This window comes from Streptomyces sp. NPDC006134, assembly GCF_040628835.1.
Taxonomy (GTDB): domain Bacteria; phylum Actinomycetota; class Actinomycetes; order Streptomycetales; family Streptomycetaceae; genus Streptomyces.
Genome location: NZ_JBEXTV010000022.1, coordinates 1 through 19,597 on the forward strand (window position 1 = coordinate 1; position 19,597 = coordinate 19,597).

Below are 19,597 nucleotides of genomic sequence, written 5' to 3' on the forward strand. Positions count from 1 at the left end.
TTTTTTTTTACTTTGTTTCGTTTTTTTCTGTGGTTTTCTACGCCTTTGTGCGGTCCTCGGCCCCGGGGGGCCCGCGCGCCCCCTCGGGGGGATCAGTGGAAGAAGTGGCGCGTACCGGTGAAGTACATCGTCACGCCGGCCTTCTTCGCCGCCTCGACCACCTGCTCGTCGCGGATCGAGCCACCGGGCTGGACGATGGCGCGGACCCCGGCCTCGATGAGGATCTCGGGGCCGTCCGGGAAGGGGAAGAAGGCGTCGGAGGCGGCGAAGGCGCCGCGGGCCCGCTCCTCGCCGGCCCGCTCCACCGCGAGGCGGCAGGAGTCGACGCGGTTGACCTGGCCCATGCCGACGCCGACCGAGGCGCCGTCCTTGGCGAGCAGGATCGCGTTGGACTTCACCGCGCGGCACGCCTTCCAGGCGAACGCCAGCTCGGCCAGCTCCGCCTCGGACAGGGCCTCGCCGCTGGCCAGCGTCCAGGTGGCCGGGTCGTCGCCGTCGGCCTGGAGGCGGTCGGCGGCCTGGAGGAGGGCGCCGCCGTCGATCGGCTTGATCTCGACGGGCGCGGCGGGCGCCTCGGGGGCGCGCAGCACGCGGATGTTCTTCTTCTTGGTGAGAATCTCCAGCGCGCCGTCCTCGTAGCCGGGCGCGACGATGACCTCGGTGAAGATCTCCGCGACCTGCTCGGCCATCTCCTTGCTGACCGGGCGGTTCACGGCGATCACGCCGCCGAACGCGGACAGCGGGTCGCAGGCGTGCGCCTTGCGGTGCGCCTCGGCGACGTCGGCGCCGATGGCGATGCCGCACGGGTTGGCGTGCTTGATGATCGCGACGCACGGCTCGGCGTGGTCGTACGCGGCACGGCGGGCGGCGTCCGTGTCCGTGTAGTTGTTGTACGACATCTCCTTGCCGTGCAGCTGCTCGGCCTCGGCGAGGCCGCCGGTGCCGGAGACGTACAGGGCGGCGGGCTGGTGCGGGTTCTCGCCGTAGCGCAGGGTGTGCGCGCGGTCCCAGGTGGCGCCGAGGAAGTCGGGGAAGGACGAGTCGTCGACGGGGGCGTAGTCGGAGGCGAACCAGGAGGCGACCGCCACGTCGTAGGCGGCCGTGTGGCGGAACGCCTCGGCGGCCAGGCGCTTGCGGGCGGCCAGGTCGAAGCCGCCGTCCTTGGCCGCGGCGAGGACGTCGCCGTAGCGGGCGGGGCTGGTGACCACGGCGACGGAGGGGTGGTTCTTGGCGGCGGCGCGGACCATGGAGGGACCGCCGATGTCGATCTGCTCCACGCACTCGTCGGGGGTGGCGCCCGAGGCGACGGTCTCGCGGAACGGGTAGAGGTTGACCACGACCAGGTCGAACGGCGCGACGCCGAGCTCGTCGAGCTGCTGCCGGTGGGTGTCCAGGCGCAGGTCGGCGAGGATGCCCGCGTGGACCTTGGGGTGCAGGGTCTTGACGCGGCCGTCGAGGCACTCGGGGAAGCCGGTGAGCTCCTCGACCTTGGTGACGGGGACGCCGGCGGCGGCGATGCGGGCGGCGGTGGAGCCGGTGGAGACGAGCTCCACGCCGGCCTCGTGCAGGCCGCGCGCGAGCTCCTCCAGCCCGGTCTTGTCGTAGACGCTGACGAGCGCCCGGCGAATCGGCCGCTTGTTGCTGTCGGCGGTCACTGGATTACTACCTTTCGTCCCTCAATGCGGTAGCCGTGGCGGGCGAGCCGCCCCACGACATCGACGAGCAGCCTTCGCTCGACTTCCTTGATGCGCTCGTGCAGAGCGCTCTCGTCGTCCTCGTCCCGGATCTCCACCACGCCCTGCGCGATGATCGGCCCGGTGTCGACGCCGTCGTCGACGAAGTGGACGGTGCAGCCGGTGACCTTGGCGCCGTACGCGAGCGCGTCCCGCACGCCGTGGGCTCCGGGAAAACTGGGGAGGAGGGCGGGGTGCGTGTTCACGAACCGCCCGCCGAAGCGCGCGAGGAACTCCTTCCCCACGATCTTCATGAACCCGGCCGAGACGACGAGGTCCGGCTCGTGGGAGGCGACGGCCTCGGCGAGGGCCGCGTCCCACTCCTCGCGGGTGGCGTGGTCCTTCACCCGGCACACGAAGGTGGGCAGCCCGGCCCGCTCGGCGCGCGCGAGCCCCTCGATGCCGTCCCGGTCGGCGCCGACGGCCACGATCTCGGCCCCGTAGGTCTCGGGACCGGTGGCGGCGATCTCGTCGAGGAGCGCCTGGAGGTTGGTGCCGGATCCGGAGACCAGCACGACGAGGCGCTTGACGCGCGGGGCCACGGGCTTGGCGGCCACGGTGGGGGCCTTTCTCGGGGAAGCGGTCTGTACGGTCGGCCGGTCCGCACGGTGGACCCGTACGGATCGTTTTGTACGGTCGTACGAATGCTTCACGCCCCGGGATACGGGGAAGTCTACGAAGCAGCCGACCGCCAGCAACGATACCGGCACACCGGACGGCCCCCACGGGACGGGGGCCCGGCCGGGAGGTAGCGTCTGGGAGGAGCCGGTTCGGGAACGCCTCCCGCGCACCGCGCGTTCACGGGGTGACGGGGCCGGGACCCGGAGTTCTCAGGGCCGCTCCGGACCGGTCGGACCGGTCGGTCTGGTCGGTCCCGGTCATGACCAGTCGTGCAAGCCGTGCAAGCCGTACGCAAGCCGTACTCACCAAGGGGAAGACGCTCATTTGATGCCGGACCGCAGCCTGCGACTCCTCACGCTCCCCCAGCAGTCGGTGCAGGGAGGGGAGCGCAGCGGCGTGTTGCTGCGGGAACGCCCCGCCTCGCCGCCCGACGCGTCCTCGGACGGGAAGAAGGGCGACGGCGAGCGGGGCGGCCCGGCCCCGGACGACAACCCGTTCGCGCCGCCGCCGGAGGGGACGCCGGACCGGCCCTGGCAGCCCCGGCACCCCGAGGGCGGTGACGGCGCGCAGGGCCAGGGCGGCGGCTCTCCCTGGGGGCGCGGATGGAGCGACCGGCAGCCCGGCCGTTCGCCCGGCGGCTTCGGCGAGCGTCCCGGCGGCTCCGGCTCCGGAGGTCCGGGCGGTGGCGGTCCGGGGGCGCGCTGGGACCCGACGGACCCCGCCCAGCGGCGCGCCCGCTACGCGCTGCTGAGCGGCATGTGGGCCTTCTTCTTCGCCCTCTTCGGCTGGCCGTACGTGGCCCTGCTGCTCGGCGCCCTGGCCCTGGGCTGGGGGATCAGCTCCCTGCGCGCCAAGCCCCGCGCCGCGGCGGACCCCGGCGCCCCGGCCCAGGCCGCGGGTCCCCGGACCGGCTCCCGCCCGCAGACCACCGCCGCCGTCAGCGGCCTGGTGACGGCCTCCCTCGCCCTCCTCCTGGTGGCCGCGTCCTTCACGGCCCAGCTGGTCTACCGCGACTACTACACCTGCCGGAGCGACGCCCTGACCAACGAGGCCAGGCAGTCGTGCAGCAAGCTCCTGCCGGACCAGCTGCGGAGCGTGCTGGACGACGAGGGCTGAGCCGGGTCCCTTGCCCGGTCCCCTCGGTCCGTCGCCGGGGCCCTTTCCCGGTCTGTCGCCGGGGCCCTTTCCTGGTCCCTCGCCGGGCCCCTTCCCCGGTCCCGTCGCCGGGCCCTTTTCCCAGTCCGCCGCCGGGCCGCTCCCTGGGCCTCATGGGGTGTGCGGCGGCTCCCCGGGGGAGGGATCCATCGGTCCGCGGCGCCGGGCGCGGGTGAAGCGGTCCCGCACCGAAGGGACGCGGGTGAGCCGGTCCCGCACCGAAGGGACGCGGGTGAAGCGGCCCCTCACCGAGGGGAGCGGCACCCGGAACCCGCCCGCGGCCGCACCGCCGGGCGTGAAGACGCCCCGGACCCTCAGGGCGGGCATCGCCCGTCGGCGGGGCGCCGGGGACGTCGGCGCCTCCGGCTCCGTCCGCCGTCCCGCCGTCCGGCGCCACCATGCCCGTACCCCGAGCGCCGTCGGTACCGCCACCACCGCGATCCACGCCGGGGTCACTCCCCCGGCCTGCCACCACACCGGCCCGAACCGGGCGAGCCCGGCCGTCCCGAGCGGGCCGCCCGCCAGCGCGGCGAGCAGGGCGGTCAGCCCGCCGCACACCAGGGCCGCCAGCCCGGCACCGGCGGCGGTCCGGTGCCAGGGCCAGGGGCCGGCCGGGCCCGTCGCGCCGCCGGACGCGTTCCCGTCCCCCGCGGCCGAGGGCGGTCCCCCGGCGGCGGCGCGGCCCGTGAACCAGCCCACCGTCGCCCCGGCCGCCAGCGGCACCACGCCGGACGCCCAGTGCAGGAGTGTGCCCGGTCCCGCGTCCGGGACCGCCGCCAGCAACGGGAACGGCGGCAGCAGCGGGGCCGGCGCGGAGACGGAGGGGCCGACGACGTGTCCGGTGCCGAGCGCGAAACCGGGGCCGAGGGCGTACGCCGCGGCCCATACCGCCGCGTTCGGCACCAGCGCCAGGCACAGCAGCAGGACCGCGCTCTGTCCGGCCCATCCGTCCGCGAGCCGTCCGAACGCCGCCCGCGCCGCCCCGCCGTGCCACACCAGCGACACCGCGAGCAGCAGCGCGCCGCCCCCGACCAGCACCGCCGTCCCGGCGCCGGCGGCCCGCGCCGCGACGCCCGGACGCCCGTCCGGCCCGACGAGCAGGTGCCGTGCCGTGACGGGCAGGGCGCCCAGCAGCCGTTCCGCCGACCGGCCGGGACGGCCGTACGCCGCCCACACGCTCGCGCCCGCGACGCCCATGACGAACAGCGGCAGGCACACCGCCATCCCTCCCCATGAGGGCCGCAGTGCCCCGCCGTCCGCGTACAGCGCGACGGCGAGGCCGACGCCCAGGTAGCCGAGGACGACGCCCGTCCACGCGGTGCGCGCGGGAACGGGCGGCGGGCCGTCGCCCGCGTCCCGGCCCTCGCCGGTGCTCCCCTCGCCCACGCCGCCGTCCACCGCGTCGCGTGCCGCCCGGTGGATCAGCCACACCGGCAGCGCGACGAGCAGCAGCGGGGTGACACCGACGGGCGTGGGGGCGCCGGAGAGCGTACCGGCGCGGACCAGGTCGGCCCCGTGCGCCAGCACCCACAGCGCGGCGGCGACGTGCAGCGCGCCGCCGGGCCCGCTGTCCGGGTAGGGGGAGGCGACCCACAGCACCATCACGAGCACGGTGAACGCGCCGAGGCCCAGCCCCGCCGCGGCCGCACCGCCCAGCAGGCCCGCGGACAGCCCGGGGGGACGGTCGTGGAGCCGGGCGCGCAGGAGGGACAACGGCGTTCGGCGGGCGGTCGTCTGGATCACGCCCGCCATGCTCCCAACGACACGCGCTTCCCCGGCGTAACAATAGAAAACCCGACGTGTCGCTCAATATACGTTTATGCAACTTTACGTACGGAGCGTTCGGAGGGACGCCCTGTGACGCAGAGCCCGGCGACCCCGCTCCCTCCGCCCAGGACGCGCCGACGCCTGCGCGAGGCCGCCTCGCTGACGCGCGCTCAGGTCGCGGAGCGACTGGGCGTCACCCGCGACACGGTGCGCGCCTGGGAGAAGGGGCGTACCCCTCCGCACGGCCGGGAAGGAGAGGCGTACGCGAAGCTGCTCGGCGACCTGGCCGCCGGTCAGGTGGCCGAGGTGACGGGCGTACGGGACGACGGGCGGGCGTCCGCCGGGGCGGCGGGCCGGAAGGACGCCGCGCCCACCGCCGGGGATGTGCCCGTGGCCGTGGGGGCACCGGCCGCTTCGGCCGCCGGGACCGGCGAGGCCGGTGCGGCTCTGTCCGCCGGGGGCGGGTCCGCGTCCGCCGGCGACCGCGCCGCCGGCGCCGGGTCCGGGTCCGTACCTCCCGCGCCGCCCCCCTCTCCGACGCCCGCTCCGACGCCCGCTCATGCCTTCGACGCGCTGTACGCGTTCTGCGCCCCCGGGCTGGTGCGGCAGACCTATGTGCTGACCGGGCGGCGGGAGCTGGCGCGCGAGTCGGTCGAACGGGCCTTCCAGCGGGCCTGGGAACACTGGCCGGAGGTGGCCCGGGACCGGGATCCGGCGGGCTGGGTGCGGGCGGTGGCGCACGAGTACGCGCTCTCGCCCTGGCACCGGTTCCGGCCCCGCTACCGGTTCCCCGAGCCGCCGCCCGCCGACCCCGGCGACCGCGCCCTGATGAACGTCCTGCTGCGGCTCCCGCCCCGCCGTCGCCGCGCCCTGCTGCTGTACGACGGGATCGGGCTCGGCCTGCCGGAGACGGCGGCGGAGACCGAGGCGAGCACCCCGGCGACGGCGAACCGGCTGCTGCGCGCGCGGGAGGCGGTCGCCGCCCGTCTGCCCGGCCTGGCGGACCCCGGGGAGCTGCGCCGGCGGCTGGCCGGGCTGGCCGCCGCCGAGCGGCTCCGGGCGGCCGAACCGCCGGCCGTGCGCCGGGGCAGTGAGCGCAGGGCCCGGTTCCGGACACGGGCCGCCTTCGCCTTCACGGCCGTCCTGGTCGGCACCACGGCGCTCACCCTGCGGACGGCGCCCACGCAGTACGAGCCGCCGGTGCCTCCGGGGGCGGCGGTGCGGGGGGTGCCGCCGCGGGTGGCGCCGGGGCCGCTGTCGGACGAGGAGCTGCTGCTGCGGGCCAGACTGCGGGAGCAGTTGCAGAGCGGGCCGCAGCGGCTGGGGCCGGAGGCGCGGTGAGCCGCCGGGGGTGATGTGCACCGGGCGGCGTACCGTCGTCCCGGCTGGTGTGCCGCCATGCGGAAGGGCCCGCTCCGTCACCGAGGTGACGGAGCGGGCCCTTCCGGTGCCGCGGTGGGGTGGGTCAGCCGGCGAGGATCTCGCGCGCCAGCTTGGCCGTCTCGGTCGGGGTCTTGCCGACCTTGACGCCCGCCGCCTCCAGGGCCTCCTTCTTGGCCTGTGCGGTGCCGGAGGAACCGGAGACGATGGCGCCCGCGTGACCCATGGTCTTGCCCTCGGGCGCGGTGAAGCCCGCGACGTAGCCGACGACCGGCTTGGTCACGTTCTCCTTGATGAAGGCCGCGGCCCGCTCCTCGGCGTCGCCGCCGATCTCGCCGATCATGACGATCAGGTCGGTCTCGGGGTCGTCCTGGAAGGCCTTCAGGGCGTCGATGTGGGTGGTGCCGATGATCGGGTCACCGCCGATGCCGACGGCCGTCGAGAAGCCGATGTCGCGCAGCTCGTACATCATCTGGTACGTCAGCGTGCCGGACTTCGAGACCAGGCCGATGCGGCCCGGCTTGGTGATGTCGCCCGGGATGATGCCGACGTTGGACTGGCCCGGGGTGATGATGCCGGGGCAGTTCGGGCCGATGATGCGGGTCTTGTTGCCCTTCTTACCGGCGTACGCCCAGAACGACGCCGAGTCGTGCACGGCGATGCCCTCGGTGATCACGACCGCGAGGGGGATCTCGGCGTCGATGGCCTCGACGACGGCGTCCTTGGTGAACTTCTCCGGCACGAAGATGACGGAGACGTTGGCGCCGGTCTTCTCGATGGCCTCCTTGACGGTGCCGAAGACGGGTACCTCGGTGCCGTCGAAGTCCACGGTCTGACCCGCCTTGCGCGGGTTCACGCCGCCCACGACGTTGGTGCCGTCGCCGAGCATGAGCTTGGTGTGCTTCATGCCGGTGGCGCCGGTCATGCCCTGGACGATGACCTTGCTGTCCTTGTTGAGCCAGATAGCCATGGTGTGTTGTGTCCTCGTCCTAGGTGCTTACTTGGCGGCGTGAGCCAGCTCGGCGGCCTTGTCGGCCGCGCCGTCCATGGTGTCGACGCGCTGGACCAGCGGGTGGTCGGCGTCGGTGAGGATCTTCCGGCCCAGCTCGGCGTTGTTGCCGTCGAGGCGGACGACGAGCGGCTTCTCGACCTTCTCGCCACGCTCCTCCAGCAGCTTCAGCGCCTGGACGATGCCGTTGGCGACCTCGTCGCAGGCGGTGATGCCGCCGAAGACGTTGACGAAGACGGACTTGACGTCCGGGTCGCCGAGGATGATCTCCAGGCCGTTCGCCATGACCTGGGCGGAGGCGCCGCCGCCGATGTCCAGGAAGTTGGCGGGCTTGACGTTGCCGTGCTTCTCACCGGCGTACGCGACGACGTCCAGGGTGCTCATGACGAGACCGGCGCCGTTGCCGATGATGCCGACCTCGCCGTCGAGCTTGACGTAGTTGAGGCCCTTCTCCTTGGCTGCCGCCTCGAGCGGGTTGGCGGCGGCCTTGTCGTGGAGCTCCTCGAAGTCGGGGTGGCGGAACTCGGCGTTGTCGTCCAGCGACACCTTGCCGTCGAGGGCGATGACGTCGCCGGAGGCGACCTTGGCCAGCGGGTTGACCTCGACGAGGAGGGCGTCCTCCTTGATGAAGACGTCCCACAGCTTCACCAGCACGTCGGCCACCTTGTCGGCGACCTCGGCCGGGAACTTGGCGGCCTCGACGATCTCGCGGGCCTTCTCCGGGGTCACGCCGTCGATCGCGTCGACCGGCGTCTTGGCGACGGCCTCCGGACGGGTGGCCGCCACCTCCTCGATGTCCATGCCGCCCTCGACGGAGGCGATGGAGAGGAAGGTGCGGTTGGCACGGTCGAGGAGGAAGGAGACGTAGTACTCCTCGACGATCTCCGGAGCGGTCTCGGCGATCATCACCTTGTGGACCGTGTGGCCCTTGATGTCCATGCCGAGGATGTCCGTCGCGCGGGCGACGGCCTCGTCCGGGGTGGCGGCCAGCTTCACGCCGCCGGCCTTGCCGCGACCACCGACCTTCACCTGCGCCTTGACGACGGACTTGCCGCCCAGCCGCTCGGTGATCTCGCGCGCCGCCTCAGGCGTGTCGATGACTTCACCGGCCAGCACCGGTACATCGTGCTTGGCGAAGAGGTCCCTCGCCTGGTACTCGAACAGGTCCACGCGCTTCCGTCCCTATCAGTGATCTCGCGGTTCGTTGGATGCGTGGGCGTGCCGCGAAGGGCAACGTGACGACCGCATGTGTCACAAGGGAAGCGCACACGGTGTCCGAGCGCGCGGCATGTCCGTCTCGCAGGTTATCGCCGCCGGGCGGGGCTCTCTAAATCACATCTCACACGTGAGCGGTGATACCTGTCACATGATGCCGGGGTTCCTGGCACCGCGTGCCGGTGCTGTGGAGGGCCTCACCGGGTTGGGGTTGGCCCGGTGAGGCCCTTTGAACAGCTCCGAAGCGCCGCGCACCCCTGCGCGGGCCTCGGAGTGCGGGGGCCGGTCCCCACCCCAATGGGGCCGGCCTTCCCATCCGCGGGGTTTCGGCCGGACGGGCCGACGGATTTCGGCTCGTCCGGCGCCTGACGGTCCGCGGAGTCTGTTGTGTCGTGGGTGCGGATTGTGGGTGTGGGTCGTGGGGCGCGGGTCGTGCGTGTGGGTACGGGTCGTGGGGTGCGGGTCGTGGGTCGTGCGTGTGGGTACGGGTCGTGGGGTGCGGGTCGTGGGTCGTGCGTGTGGGTACGGGTCGTGGGGTGCGGGCGGGGAGTACGCCGGTCGGGTGCCGTAGGGGCGGCGGGGGGTGGCGGGAATCGCCGGATTCGCCGAGTCGTCCTGCGCGTGCCCCGGGGCGGTCGGCTCCGTGCTGCCGGTACCGGCGGTACCGGCGGTATCGGCGGTACCGCCAGGGCGGCGGGGCGGCGGGGCGGCGGAGGTGGCGGCGATGGTGACGATGCGACCGGTGGCCGATGCGCCGGTGGGGCCGGCGGGGTTCGCGGCCTGGGGCAGCGCAGCCTGGGGCAGCGCAGCGCAGCGCCGCGTCGGTGACGCCGTGGGTGTCACCGGTGCCCGGCCGGCCGGTACACCGGCATACGGCGGGAAGGGCCCGCGTCAGGCAGGGGAGACGGGAATGTCCCGGTGACGGTCGCGGATCTCGGCCGCGGCGGTACGCACGACGGCGCCGGGCACCAGTCGCAGGGGGATCTGTGAGCTCAGGGTGACGGCAGGCGCGTCGCCGTGGCGCGGCGTGCCGTTGTCGGCCGCGGACCGGTTGCCCAGCGCGCCGTCCGGGTCACCGGCCGGCGCCTGGCCGCCGGGGACGGAATCGGTGGGCGCGGCGGCACGGTGCCCATCGGCCCGCGAGGCGGCACCACGCGCAACCTGGTGGCACCAGGTCCCGTACGCCGTGTCCACGGTCGCGGTGGACGCACCGGCCCGCCGGTCGGAGACGGGAGCGGAGGAGGAGGCGGACGGGGAAGCGGGGGCGGAGGCATCGGCCGACGGCACCGTCCCGGAGGCGCCTCGCGGCGGCACCGGTGCGATCGGCGCGGGGAGCGGGTGGTCCCGGTGGTCCGGGAGTACGGGCGCCACAGGCGGGGCTGGGGTCACCGGCGGAGCGGGGTTCCCGGGCTCGGGCGGCACCACGGAGCCGCCGGGGAGAACCGGGGGCGCGGCGTCGCCGGGGACACCGGGAACGTCCGGAAGGCCGGGCAGGCCGGGAACGTCGAGGAGGCCGGAGACGCTGTCCGGCAGGGGCGGCAGCGACTCCAGCGACGGCAGCTGCACGCGCTCCGCGCCGAGAGCACCGGTCACGGCCGCCACGGTCTGCCCGACGGGCTCCAGGACCCGGCCGGTCACGGTCCCGACGGCCTGCTCGGCCACCGGCCGCAGAGGCTGCAGAGGCCGTAGATGCTGCAGAGGCCGTAGATGCTGCGGAGAAGCCTCCAGCCTGCCGGAACCCGCGGCCTGGCCGGTGACGCCCGCATGCGCGGCGGGATGCGCCGGCTCGTCCGAAGCGGCTCCGGACCCGGCTGCCGCTCCCGGCACCGAGACCGTGGCGGAGGCGATCGAGGCTGTCGAGGGCGAGCCCTCGGCCGCCTGCGCCCGCTCCCCGAAGAGGAGCCCGAGTACGAACACTCCGCCCGCCAGCAGCATCACGTGCAGCGCACGCCGCCCGGCCGCTCCGCGCATCCTGCGCGAAACGGCACCGGACAGAGCTGCCGACCAGATCAAGGGGGAAGGGTCCTCCGTGTGGCGAACGAATGGCGCGCAGGGACTGACGATCCGACCCGCGCGGTACGGCCGGCGGAGCGTGGCACCCCGCCGGAGCGGCGTTGATCCTCGCACGGACCGCCCGAGGGTGCGCAAGCCCTCTGTTATCGATGGTTAGTCATGTCCGGTTTGCCTACCGAGTACTGCCGTAGACGCACCGGTATGTGACTCACAGACCTCATGCGCCTCATGCGTTTTACGTGTCTTATATGCCTTACGCGTCTCCCGTAGGGTCCGGTATCGGAAGGGGACGCTTCTCGATCGCCGCCGCCATCACCTCCGGGAAGAGGTCGGGTGTGCAGGCGAAGGCCGGTGTGCCCAGGGCGGCGAGCGCACTCGCGTGTTCCCGGTCGTACGCGGGCGCTCCTTCGTCCGACAGGGCGAGCAGTGTCACGAACTGCACCCCCGCCGCCTTCATCGCCGCCACCCGCTTGAGCATCTCGTCCCGTATGCCCCCTTCGTAGAGATCGCTGATCAGCACCACCACCGTCTCCGTGGGCCGGGTGATCTGCGACTGGCAGTAGGCCAGCGCCCGGTTGATGTCCGTACCACCGCCGAGCCGGGTGCCGAACAGCACGTCGACCGGGTCGTCGAGCTGCTCCGTGAGGTCGACGACCGCCGTGTCGAAGACGACGAGCCGGGTGCCGATCGACCGCATGGACGCCAGCACCGCTCCGAACACGGCGGCGTACACCACGGACGCCGCCATCGACCCCGACTGGTCGACACAGAGGACGACCTCCTTCCGCACCGACCGGGACGCCCGCCCGTACCCGACGAACCGCTCCGGCACGACCGTCCGGTGCTCCGGCAGGTAGTGCTTGAGGTTCGCGGCGATCGTGCGGTTCCAGTCGATGTCGTGGTGGCGGGGCCGGCTGACGCGGGCACTGCGGTCCAGGGCGCCGGTGAGGGTGGCCCGGGTCCGCGCGGCGAGCCGCTGCTCCAGGTCCTCGACGACCTTGCGGACGACGGCCCGTGCCGTCTCCTTCGTCGTCTCCGGCATCGCCTTGTGGAGCGACAGCAGTGTGCCGACGAGGTGCACGTCGGCCTCCACGGCCTCCAGCATCTCCGGTTCCGTCAGGAGCGCGGCGAGGCCGAGCCGGTCGATGGCGTCCCGTTGCATGACCTGGACGACGGAGGACGGGAAGTACGTCCGGATGTCCCCCAGCCAGCGCGCCACGGACGGCGCCGAGGACCCGAGTCCCGCCGAGCGGTCCCGCCCGGTCCGCGCTCCGTCCTCCTTCCCGTAGAGCGCGGCGAGTGCCCTGTCCATCGCGGCGTCCTGCCCGGAGAGAGCGCATCCGGTGCCGTCGGCCGTGTCACCCCCGAGCACGAGCCGCCACCGCCGCAACCGCTCCTGTCCCACGTCCACCGGCTCGTCCGTCATCCGCCCACCCCCACACGATCGTCCCCGTCATCACTCCACCGGCCCTCGCCGTCCCCGTCACCCCGCCGGCCCTCTCCGTCCCCGTCACCTCGCCGGCCCTCGCCGTCACCGTCACCCCGCCGGCCCTCGCCGTCCCCGTCACCCCGCCGGCCCTCGCCGTCACCGTCACCCCGCCGGCCCTCGCCGTCCCCGTCACCCCGCCGGCCCTCGCCGTCCCCGTCTCCCTGTCGGCCCTCGACGGCTCCACCGACCCCACCGTCGCCACCGGCCCCAACAGCTCTCCGGTCCGCAGGGGCCCCCGGCCTACCGGTGTCCCCCACCACGGTTTCCCCCGCAGCGGTGTCCCCCACGACGATGGCGCCCGCCACGGGTGGACCGCTCCGGCCGCTCAGCAGCAGCCGCACCACCGGCAGTACGGCGTCGGCGCGCGCGCTGTCGAGCTCCGCCGCAAAACCGGGCAGACCGGGACCGGCGGCCGCCGCGCTCCCCCACCGTCCGGGCCCCCGCCGGACCAGTTCCCCCAGGGTGCGGCGCACGCCCGGCTCGTACGCCGAGAAGGTGCGCCGCAGCAGCGGCAGTACGTCGGTGAAGGCCGACGCCGGCACGCCGGTCAGCCAGGTGTCGACCAGCCGCAGCAGCCGCTCGTCATGGACCAGGAGCAGGCCGCCGCCGGGGCCGCCGCCGACGAAGCCCTCGATCCAGGCGGCCGCGTCCGCGGGTGGTGTCCCCGGCGACAGCGCCAGCCCCATGGACCGCTCGGCCTCGTCGGGGGCCAGCGCCCCGTCGTCCAGCAGGAGCCGCACGGCACGTCCCCGGATGACACCGGGCACGGCGTCCCGCGCGGACAGCGCCCGCAGCACCGCCTGCCACCGGCCGCGCAGAGCACCGTGGCCCGGCGCGGGGTCGTCACCGAGCAGCCCCACCGCCCCGTGCACGGCGTCCACATGGCGCCGCATCTCCTCGGCCGCATCCGTGTCCAGCGCGGTGCAGGCCGGGGGCAGGCCGACGAAGATCCGCTCGGCGAGGCCCGCGGCGACCTCGGCCAGCGCCCCGGTGTGCGTGCCGCGCACGTCGCCGTAGCGCAGGGAGCGGACCAGGGCCGGCAGGGCCTCGGCGAGACGGCCGACGTCGGTGTCGAGCGCGGCCCGCTCGGCGAGGAGCCGCATCACCGTGGGGAGCGCCTGTGGCAGGTCGGCCAGCAGGCACCGCTCGGCGAGCGCGGTGACCTCGGCGAGCCCCCGTGCGGTGGCGGCGTCCGCCTCCGCCTTGGCGGTCGCGGCGGTGAGCACGGTCGTCCCCCACACCCCGGCCTCGGCGACCCGCACGGACAGCTCCGGGTCCCAGCGCAGCCGCCACGTCTCCCGGAACGTGCCCGTACTGCCGCGCGAGGCGACCGGTTCGCCCCACGCGACACCGAGCAGCCGCAGCCGGTGGAGCAGTCTGCTGCGCCCGGCGTCGGTCTCCTTGCGCAGGTCGAGTCCCAGCTCCCGCTCCAGCGCCTCCGGCTTGAGCCGCAGCCGCCGCCGGAGCCGGTCGAGGTCACGCTGCAACGGCACCGCGGGCGCCTCGGGCGGCACCTCCCCCAGCACATCACCCACGACCAGCCGGTCGCGCACCAGCGCCAGCGGCACCTCCGACCCCTCGCACATCACCGCCCGCACGGCGTCGGTCGTCTCGCCGAGCCCGGGCAGCGGCCGGCCGCGCAGCACGGCGAGCGCCTCGGCCAGCCGCACCGCCTCGATGACGTGGGCGGAGGAGACCATGCGGTCCTCCTCCCTCAGCAGACCCGCCACTTTGGTCAGCCACCGCTCGACGGGCCGGTCCGGCGCGTCGAACAGGTGCCCGTACCAGCCGGGCGCGTCGATGCCCGCCCCGTACCCGCTCGCCCGCGACAGCCTGCGGTGGGTCCACGGCACCCAGGTCAGGTCCACCTTGACCTTGGGCAGGCCCTTCAGCAGCGCCCGGTCGGCGGCGACGGGCGCCGTGCGCCGCAGCGCGGGCACGTGCCAGGCCCCGCACACCACGGCCACCCCACCGGCGAACTCCCGCCGCGCCGCCCGCACCTGGAGCCGCATGTACGCCTCCCGCACCGGGTCCCGGTCGCGCCCGCCGCTCCCGTACGTCTCCCGCAGCGCGCCCATGGCCTCCTCCAGCGCCGTGAACGGCGCGAGCGCGTCCCCCGCGCCCGCGCTCCGGTGCTCGACGACGTCCTCCCACCAGCGCTCGGGATCGTCGTAACCGGCGGTCTCGGCGAGTACGGCCAGCGGATCGACCCGGGCGTCGGGCAGGGACCGGTCGCCCGCGCCAGGCAAGGACCGGCCGCCCGTATGGGGCACGCGCCGGCCGTCCTCATCGGTGCCGGAAAGCGGACCGTCGGCGGACGGACACCCGTACCCCTCACCCGTATCCGTATCCGTATCCGGATACACATCCACACCCGCATCCACACCCGCATCCGTGCCCGCTTCCGCTTCCGCGTCCGGCGCGTCCTCCGCCGAGGAGTCCCCGGCCAGTGTGTGAGCGGCCGGCAGGTCGATGAAGCGGGCGGGGACGCCGTGGTCCAGGGCCCAGCGCAGGGCGACCCACTCCGGGGAGAACCCGGCCAGCGGCCAGAAGGCCGACCGCCCCGGCTCGTCGACGGCGTGGGCGAGGAGGGCGACCGGTGGCCGCATGTCCTCGTCGGCGGCCAGCGGGATCAAGGGGTCCGCCTCGGGTGGCCCTTCGATCAGCACGACCCGCGGCCGGGCCGCGTCGAGTGCCGCGCGCACCGCCCGCGCCGACCCCGGCCCGTGGTGACGCACTCCGAGCAGCAGCGGCTCCGTCCCCGCTTCCCCGCCGCTGCGGCCCCTGCGGTCGACCGTCACACCGTCCCCCTCGCCTCCGCGTCCGTCGCACGCCGCCGTCCGGCCGCCGGCCTCTCCGGCCGGGACGTCACGCGCTCACCTCCCGGCAGGCGCGGTAGAAGTCCTTCCAGCCGTCCCGCTCGCGGACGACCGTCTCCAGGTACTCCTGCCAGACGACACGGTCGGCCGCCGGATCGCGGACGACGGCGCCGAGCAGTCCGGCGGCGACGTCGCCCGGCCGCAGCACGCCGTCGCCGAAGTGGGCGGCCAGGGCGAGGCCGTGGGTGACGACGGAGATGGCCTCGGCGGTGGACAGCGTGCCGCTGGGCGACTTCAGCCTGGTGCGTCCGTCGGCCGTCACCCCGTTCCTCAGTTCGCGGAAGACGGTCACGACGCGGCGGATCTCGTCGATGCCCTCCGGCACGGCCGGCAGGTCGAGGGAGCGGCCGATCTGCTCGACGCGGCGCGTGACGATGTCGACCTCGGCCTCGGCGCTCTCCGGCAGCGGCAGCACCACGGTGTTGAAGCGGCGGCGCAGGGCGCTGGACAGGTCGTTGACTCCGCGGTCGCGGTCGTTGGCCGTGGCGATCAGGTTGAAACCGCGGACCGCCTGCACCTCCTGGCCCAGCTCCGGTATCGGCAGCGTCTTCTCCGACAGGATGGTGATGAGCGTGTCCTGCACATCGGCCGGGATGCGGGTCAGCTCCTCCACCCGGGCGGTCCTCCCTTCCGCCATCGCCCGCATGACCGGGCTGGGCACGAGGGCGTCGCGGCTGGGGCCGTGGGCGAGCAGCTGCGCGTAGTTCCAGCCGTAGCGGATCGCCTCCTCCGGGGTGCCGGCGGTGCCCTGCACCAGCAGGGTGGAGTCGCCGCTGACCGCCGCGGCCAGGTGCTCGGAGACCCAGGTCTTCGCGGTGCCGGGCACGCCGAGCAGGAGCAGGGCCCGGTCGGTGGCGAGCGTGCTGACGGCGACCTCGACGATCCGCCGCGGGCCGACGTACTTCGGTGTGATCACCGTGCCGTCCGGCAGGGTGCCGCCGAGCAGGTACGTCGCCACGGCCCACGGTGACAGCTTCCAGCGGGCGGGGCGCGGCCGGTCGTCCCGCGCGGCCAGCGCGGCCAGTTCCGCGGCGAAGGCGTGCTCGGCGTGCGGCCTCAGCTCCTGTGTGCCGGACACGCCGACGGGGACGGTGGCGGGGTCCGCGGGCGCGGGCACGGCCCCGTTCCGGCTCGGGTCGACGGGCGTCGGTTCTACGGAGACAGGCATGGCTGAGTCCCCCTCCAGCTCGGCCGGTTCGGATCTGGCCTCCACGGTGCACCACACCACTGACAATCGCTCTGACCTGCGGAAACGCACGGGCACGGCCGATTGTCAGTGGTGGGTTCTACCTTCGATGGCATGACTCAGCAGGGGGTGCGCTGGACAGCGGACCAGGTGCTGGCACTGGCACCTGACGACGCGTCACGCAAGGCGGGCGGCAGGCTCGGGGCGGCCGGCCCGTGGTCCGGGGTGGGCAGTTCCGGCGAGGGGATGGTGTGGGGGCTGTGCGAGGGAAGCGGCGGCACGCCGTACCGGACGGTCGTCGATGTCGCGGGCGCCTCCGGCCCGGCGTACGGGTGCAGTTGCCCGAGCCGCAAGGTCCCGTGCAAGCACGCGCTCGGGCTGCTGCTGCTCTGGGCGGGTGAAGAGAGCGGTGGAGAAAGGGGCGAAGAGGGCGGCCGGGAGGACGCGGTGCCGCGGGGGCGTCCGCCGGAGTGGGCGGAGCAGTGGCTCGCGGCGCGGCGCGGACCCGCGGAGCGGGAGCGGCCGGCGCACGCGTCCGGTACCGCCTCCCCGCCCGCCGGCTCACAGGCGGCACGGCGCAGGGCGGAGCGGCGGGCCGAGCGCGTCACCGCCGGGGTGACGGAGCTGGAACAGCGGCTGGCGGACCTCCTGCGCGAGGGCCTCGCCGGTGCCCGGCAGGCCGGGTACGGGCTGTGGGAGGAGACCGCGGCCCGCATGGTCGACGCGCAGGCGCCCGGCCTGGCCGCCCGCGTCCGCGAGGTGGCGGCGGTCCCGTCCTCCGGCTCCGGCTGGCCGGCGCGCCTGCTGGAGGAGTGCGCCCTCCTCCATCTCCTCGGCCGGGCCTGGCTGCACCGGGAGGACCTGCCGGACGGCCTGGCGGCGACGGTCCGCTCACGCATCGGCCTGCCCGCCTCGCCGGACGGCCCGCCGGTCCGCGACCACTGGCTGGTCCTCGCCCAGTACGACACCGCGGACAGCCGCCTGACGACCCGCCGCATCTGGCTGTACGGCGCCCGGACGGAGCGCACCGCGCTGCTCCTCTCCTACGGCGCGGCCGGCCGCGCTCCCGACCTTACGCTGCCGGCCGGGCTCGCCGTGGAGGCGGAGGTGACCGCGTACCCGGGCTCCGGGCAGGGGCGGGTGGCGCTCGGCGAGCGGTTCGCGCCACCCGCGCCCACGGCGATACGCCCACCGGGCCTGACCACCTCGCAAGCGGCCGCCCGCTACGGCGAGGCCCTGCGCGACGATCCCTGGCTGGACTCGGTGCCGGTGACCCTGGACCGGGTGGTGCCGGTCCCGGACGGCGACTCGTGGCAGCTGGCGGACACCGACGCGGACACGGCCCTGCCGCTCACGGCCACGGCCCGCGGCCGGCCCGGCCTGTGGCGCCTGGTCGCCCTCTCGGGCGGCACACCCGTCAAGGTCTTCGGCGAGCTCGGCCACCGGGGCTTCACCCCGCTGACGGCCTGGCCCGCGGACGAGGGCGCCGCCGTACCCCTGTGCTGAGCCCGATCGGAAAGGAACCGCATGACCAGGACACCCCCTCCTGCCGATGCCCCCGCCCCGGGTGCCTGGGAGGAACTCGTCACCGCGGCCCTGCTCGGGACGGAGCGGCGCACTCCCCCCGGTTGCGCGCCGGGCGGCGAGGCACCGGCGGCGCTGCTGGACGCCGCGGCCGTGGAGACCCTCCGCAGACGCGCCGGCCTGCGCCCGGCACCGGCCACGGACCGCCCGGAACCGGCACCCGCCGACCCCCGCCCCGCGCTGCCCGCCGCGGCCGCCCGCCGCCTCGCCCTGCTGCTGGCCGACCGCCCGGCCACGGCCGGCCGGGGCGCCGCACCAGACCTGAGGGAGCTGCTGCCCCAGTGGCTCGCGGCGGCCAACGCGCGCGGCTTCGCGGCGCCCCCGCAGGCGCTGCCCGCCCTGCTGGACGCGGCCCGGGGACGTACGGACCTGCGCCCGGCGGTACTGCGGTTCGCCGGCCCGCGCGCCCGCTGGCTGGCCCGGCTGAACCCGGACTGGCGGTTCGCCCTGCGCGCGGCCGACGGGGCGAGCGCGCTCGCCCGTTCCGGTGACCCGGCCAGGAGGCGCGAGCTGTGGCAGGAGGGTTTGTTCGCCGAGCGTGTCGCCCTGCTGTCGTCCCTGCGCTCCCGCGACCCGGCCGCCGCACGCGACCTGCTCGCCTCGACCTGGGCGACGGAACGGGCCGAGGACCGCCTGATGTTCCTCGACTCGCTCCGCACCGGTCTGGGCCCCGACGACGAACCGTTCCTGGAGCAGGCCCTCACCGACCGCAGCCGCAACGTGCGGACGACGGCGGCGGAACTGCTGTCCGCCCTGCCCGAGTCGGCCCTCGCCGCCCGTATGGCGGCCCGGGCGGCGTCCTGCGTGGCCCTCGACCGCACCCGGGACGCACCGGCGATCACCGTGGAGGCGCCGCACGAGTGCGACGCGGGCATGGAGCGGGACGGCGTCCTCCCCACGCCGCCCGCGGGCCGCGGCGAACGTTCCTGGTGGTTCGGCCAGCTGGTGGAGGCGGCACCGCTGAGGACCTGGCCCGCGCGGCTCGGCGGACGCACCCCCCGCGAGATCGTCGCCCTCCCGGTGGCGGACGACTGGCAGGACGACCTGCACGCGGCATGGTGCCGGGCGGCCGTACGCCAGCGCGACGCCGCGTGGGCCCGGGCGCTCCTCGGCGCGCCCACGGCACCGGAGGCCGGCGGCCCGGGAGCGGTGTCCCTGGCCGAACGCGCCAAGCTGCTCGGCACTCTGACCGCCGGTGAACGGGCCGAGTGGGTCGCCGGTTTCATCGCGACGCACGGCCTGTCCGAGGCGTTCCAGCTGCTCGGGGTGTGCGCGGTGCCGTGGGCCGCGCCCCTCGGACGCGCGGTGGTCGACGCGCTCGAGATCGCCCGTGACGCCGGGAGCTACCCGTGGAGCTTCAGCGGCGTCATGGGGCTGGCCGAGCGCTGCCTCGACCCCGCCGAGGCAAGCCGCCTCGACGGCCTCCTCGCCCGGCCCGACGAGCCGGAGGACGCGTCACCGGGGGCGGGCGGGTACTGGGCGGAGTCCTTCCAGCGCCTGGTCACGACCTTGCGCTTGCGCGCGGAGATGGCCGCCGAGCTGACATGACCGCGCCCCGCGCCCCGG

General features: G+C 75.0%; 13 protein-coding genes. 4 read left to right on the forward strand and 9 right to left on the reverse strand.

Features of this window, described 5'->3' with window-relative positions; translation table 11 throughout:
* Nucleotides 1–92: 92 nt before the first annotated feature.
* On the reverse strand, nt 93–1,655 hold the full coding sequence (gene purH / locus ABZ340_RS16520; protein ID WP_358782481.1) for a bifunctional phosphoribosylaminoimidazolecarboxamide formyltransferase/IMP cyclohydrolase: 1,563 nt from the start codon (nt 1,653–1,655) through the stop codon (nt 93–95).
* Nucleotides 1,652–2,290 (reverse strand): phosphoribosylglycinamide formyltransferase, encoded by a 639-nt coding sequence (purN, locus tag ABZ340_RS16525; protein WP_358782482.1) that lies wholly within the window; start codon nt 2,288–2,290, stop codon nt 1,652–1,654. Before purN ends, purH begins: the two co-directional genes overlap by 4 nt.
* A gap of 391 nt (nt 2,291–2,681) precedes the next feature.
* Here purN and ABZ340_RS16530 point away from each other — a divergent pair, with 391 nt between their 5' ends.
* Nucleotides 2,682–3,470, forward strand: coding sequence for a hypothetical protein (locus ABZ340_RS16530; protein WP_358782483.1), 789 nt, complete (start codon nt 2,682–2,684; stop codon nt 3,468–3,470).
* Between the two features lie 150 nt (nt 3,471–3,620).
* On the opposite strand, the gene ABZ340_RS16535 is transcribed toward ABZ340_RS16530, so the two are convergent.
* Entirely contained in the window at nt 3,621–5,261 is a 1,641-nt protein-coding gene (locus ABZ340_RS16535) for a DUF6350 family protein (RefSeq protein WP_358782484.1), read from the reverse strand.
* Nucleotides 5,262–5,366: 105 nt separating this feature from the next.
* Between ABZ340_RS16535 and ABZ340_RS16540 the strand changes: the two genes are divergently transcribed.
* Nucleotides 5,367–6,617, forward strand: a complete 1,251-nt coding sequence (locus ABZ340_RS16540) for a sigma factor-like helix-turn-helix DNA-binding protein (RefSeq protein WP_358782485.1) — start codon at nt 5,367–5,369, stop codon at nt 6,615–6,617.
* A 124-nt stretch (nt 6,618–6,741) separates the two neighbouring features.
* Here ABZ340_RS16540 and sucD read toward each other — a convergent pair whose 3' ends face one another.
* From sucD to ABZ340_RS16570, 6 genes are all read right to left on the reverse strand, one after another.
* On the reverse strand, nt 6,742–7,626 hold the full coding sequence (gene sucD / locus ABZ340_RS16545; protein WP_358782486.1) for a succinate--CoA ligase subunit alpha: 885 nt from the start codon (nt 7,624–7,626) through the stop codon (nt 6,742–6,744).
* Between the two features lie 27 nt (nt 7,627–7,653).
* Nucleotides 7,654–8,835: an ADP-forming succinate--CoA ligase subunit beta gene (gene sucC / locus ABZ340_RS16550; RefSeq protein ID WP_358782487.1), complete on the reverse strand. Its 1,182-nt coding sequence runs from the start codon at nt 8,833–8,835 to the stop codon at nt 7,654–7,656.
* Between the two features lie 936 nt (nt 8,836–9,771).
* Nucleotides 9,772–10,542 carry a hypothetical protein gene (locus tag ABZ340_RS16555; RefSeq protein ID WP_358782488.1) on the reverse strand — a complete coding sequence of 257 codons (771 nt, stop codon included), beginning with the start codon at nt 10,540–10,542 and terminating at the stop codon, nt 9,772–9,774.
* A 604-nt stretch (nt 10,543–11,146) separates the two neighbouring features.
* A complete protein-coding gene (locus ABZ340_RS16560) occupies nt 11,147–12,319 on the reverse strand; it encodes a VWA domain-containing protein (RefSeq protein WP_358782489.1) in 1,173 nt (390 codons plus the stop codon).
* Nucleotides 12,316–15,132 carry a DUF5682 family protein gene (locus tag ABZ340_RS16565; RefSeq protein WP_358782561.1) on the reverse strand — a complete coding sequence of 939 codons (2,817 nt, stop codon included), beginning with the start codon at nt 15,130–15,132 and terminating at the stop codon, nt 12,316–12,318. Before ABZ340_RS16565 ends, ABZ340_RS16560 begins: the two co-directional genes overlap by 4 nt.
* 118 nt (nt 15,133–15,250) lie before the next feature.
* Nucleotides 15,251–16,429 (reverse strand): AAA family ATPase, encoded by a 1,179-nt coding sequence (locus tag ABZ340_RS16570; RefSeq protein WP_358782490.1) that lies wholly within the window; start codon nt 16,427–16,429, stop codon nt 15,251–15,253.
* A 132-nt stretch (nt 16,430–16,561) separates the two neighbouring features.
* Here ABZ340_RS16570 and ABZ340_RS16575 point away from each other — a divergent pair, with 132 nt between their 5' ends.
* Together ABZ340_RS16575 and ABZ340_RS16580 are read left to right on the forward strand one after the other, a co-directional pair.
* Nucleotides 16,562–17,953 (forward strand): SWIM zinc finger family protein, encoded by a 1,392-nt coding sequence (locus tag ABZ340_RS16575; RefSeq protein ID WP_358782491.1) that lies wholly within the window; start codon nt 16,562–16,564, stop codon nt 17,951–17,953.
* Nucleotides 17,954–17,974: 21 nt separating this feature from the next.
* Nucleotides 17,975–19,579, forward strand: coding sequence for a DUF5691 domain-containing protein (locus ABZ340_RS16580; RefSeq protein WP_358782492.1), 1,605 nt, complete (start codon nt 17,975–17,977; stop codon nt 19,577–19,579).
* Nucleotides 19,580–19,597 lie beyond the last annotated feature (18 nt).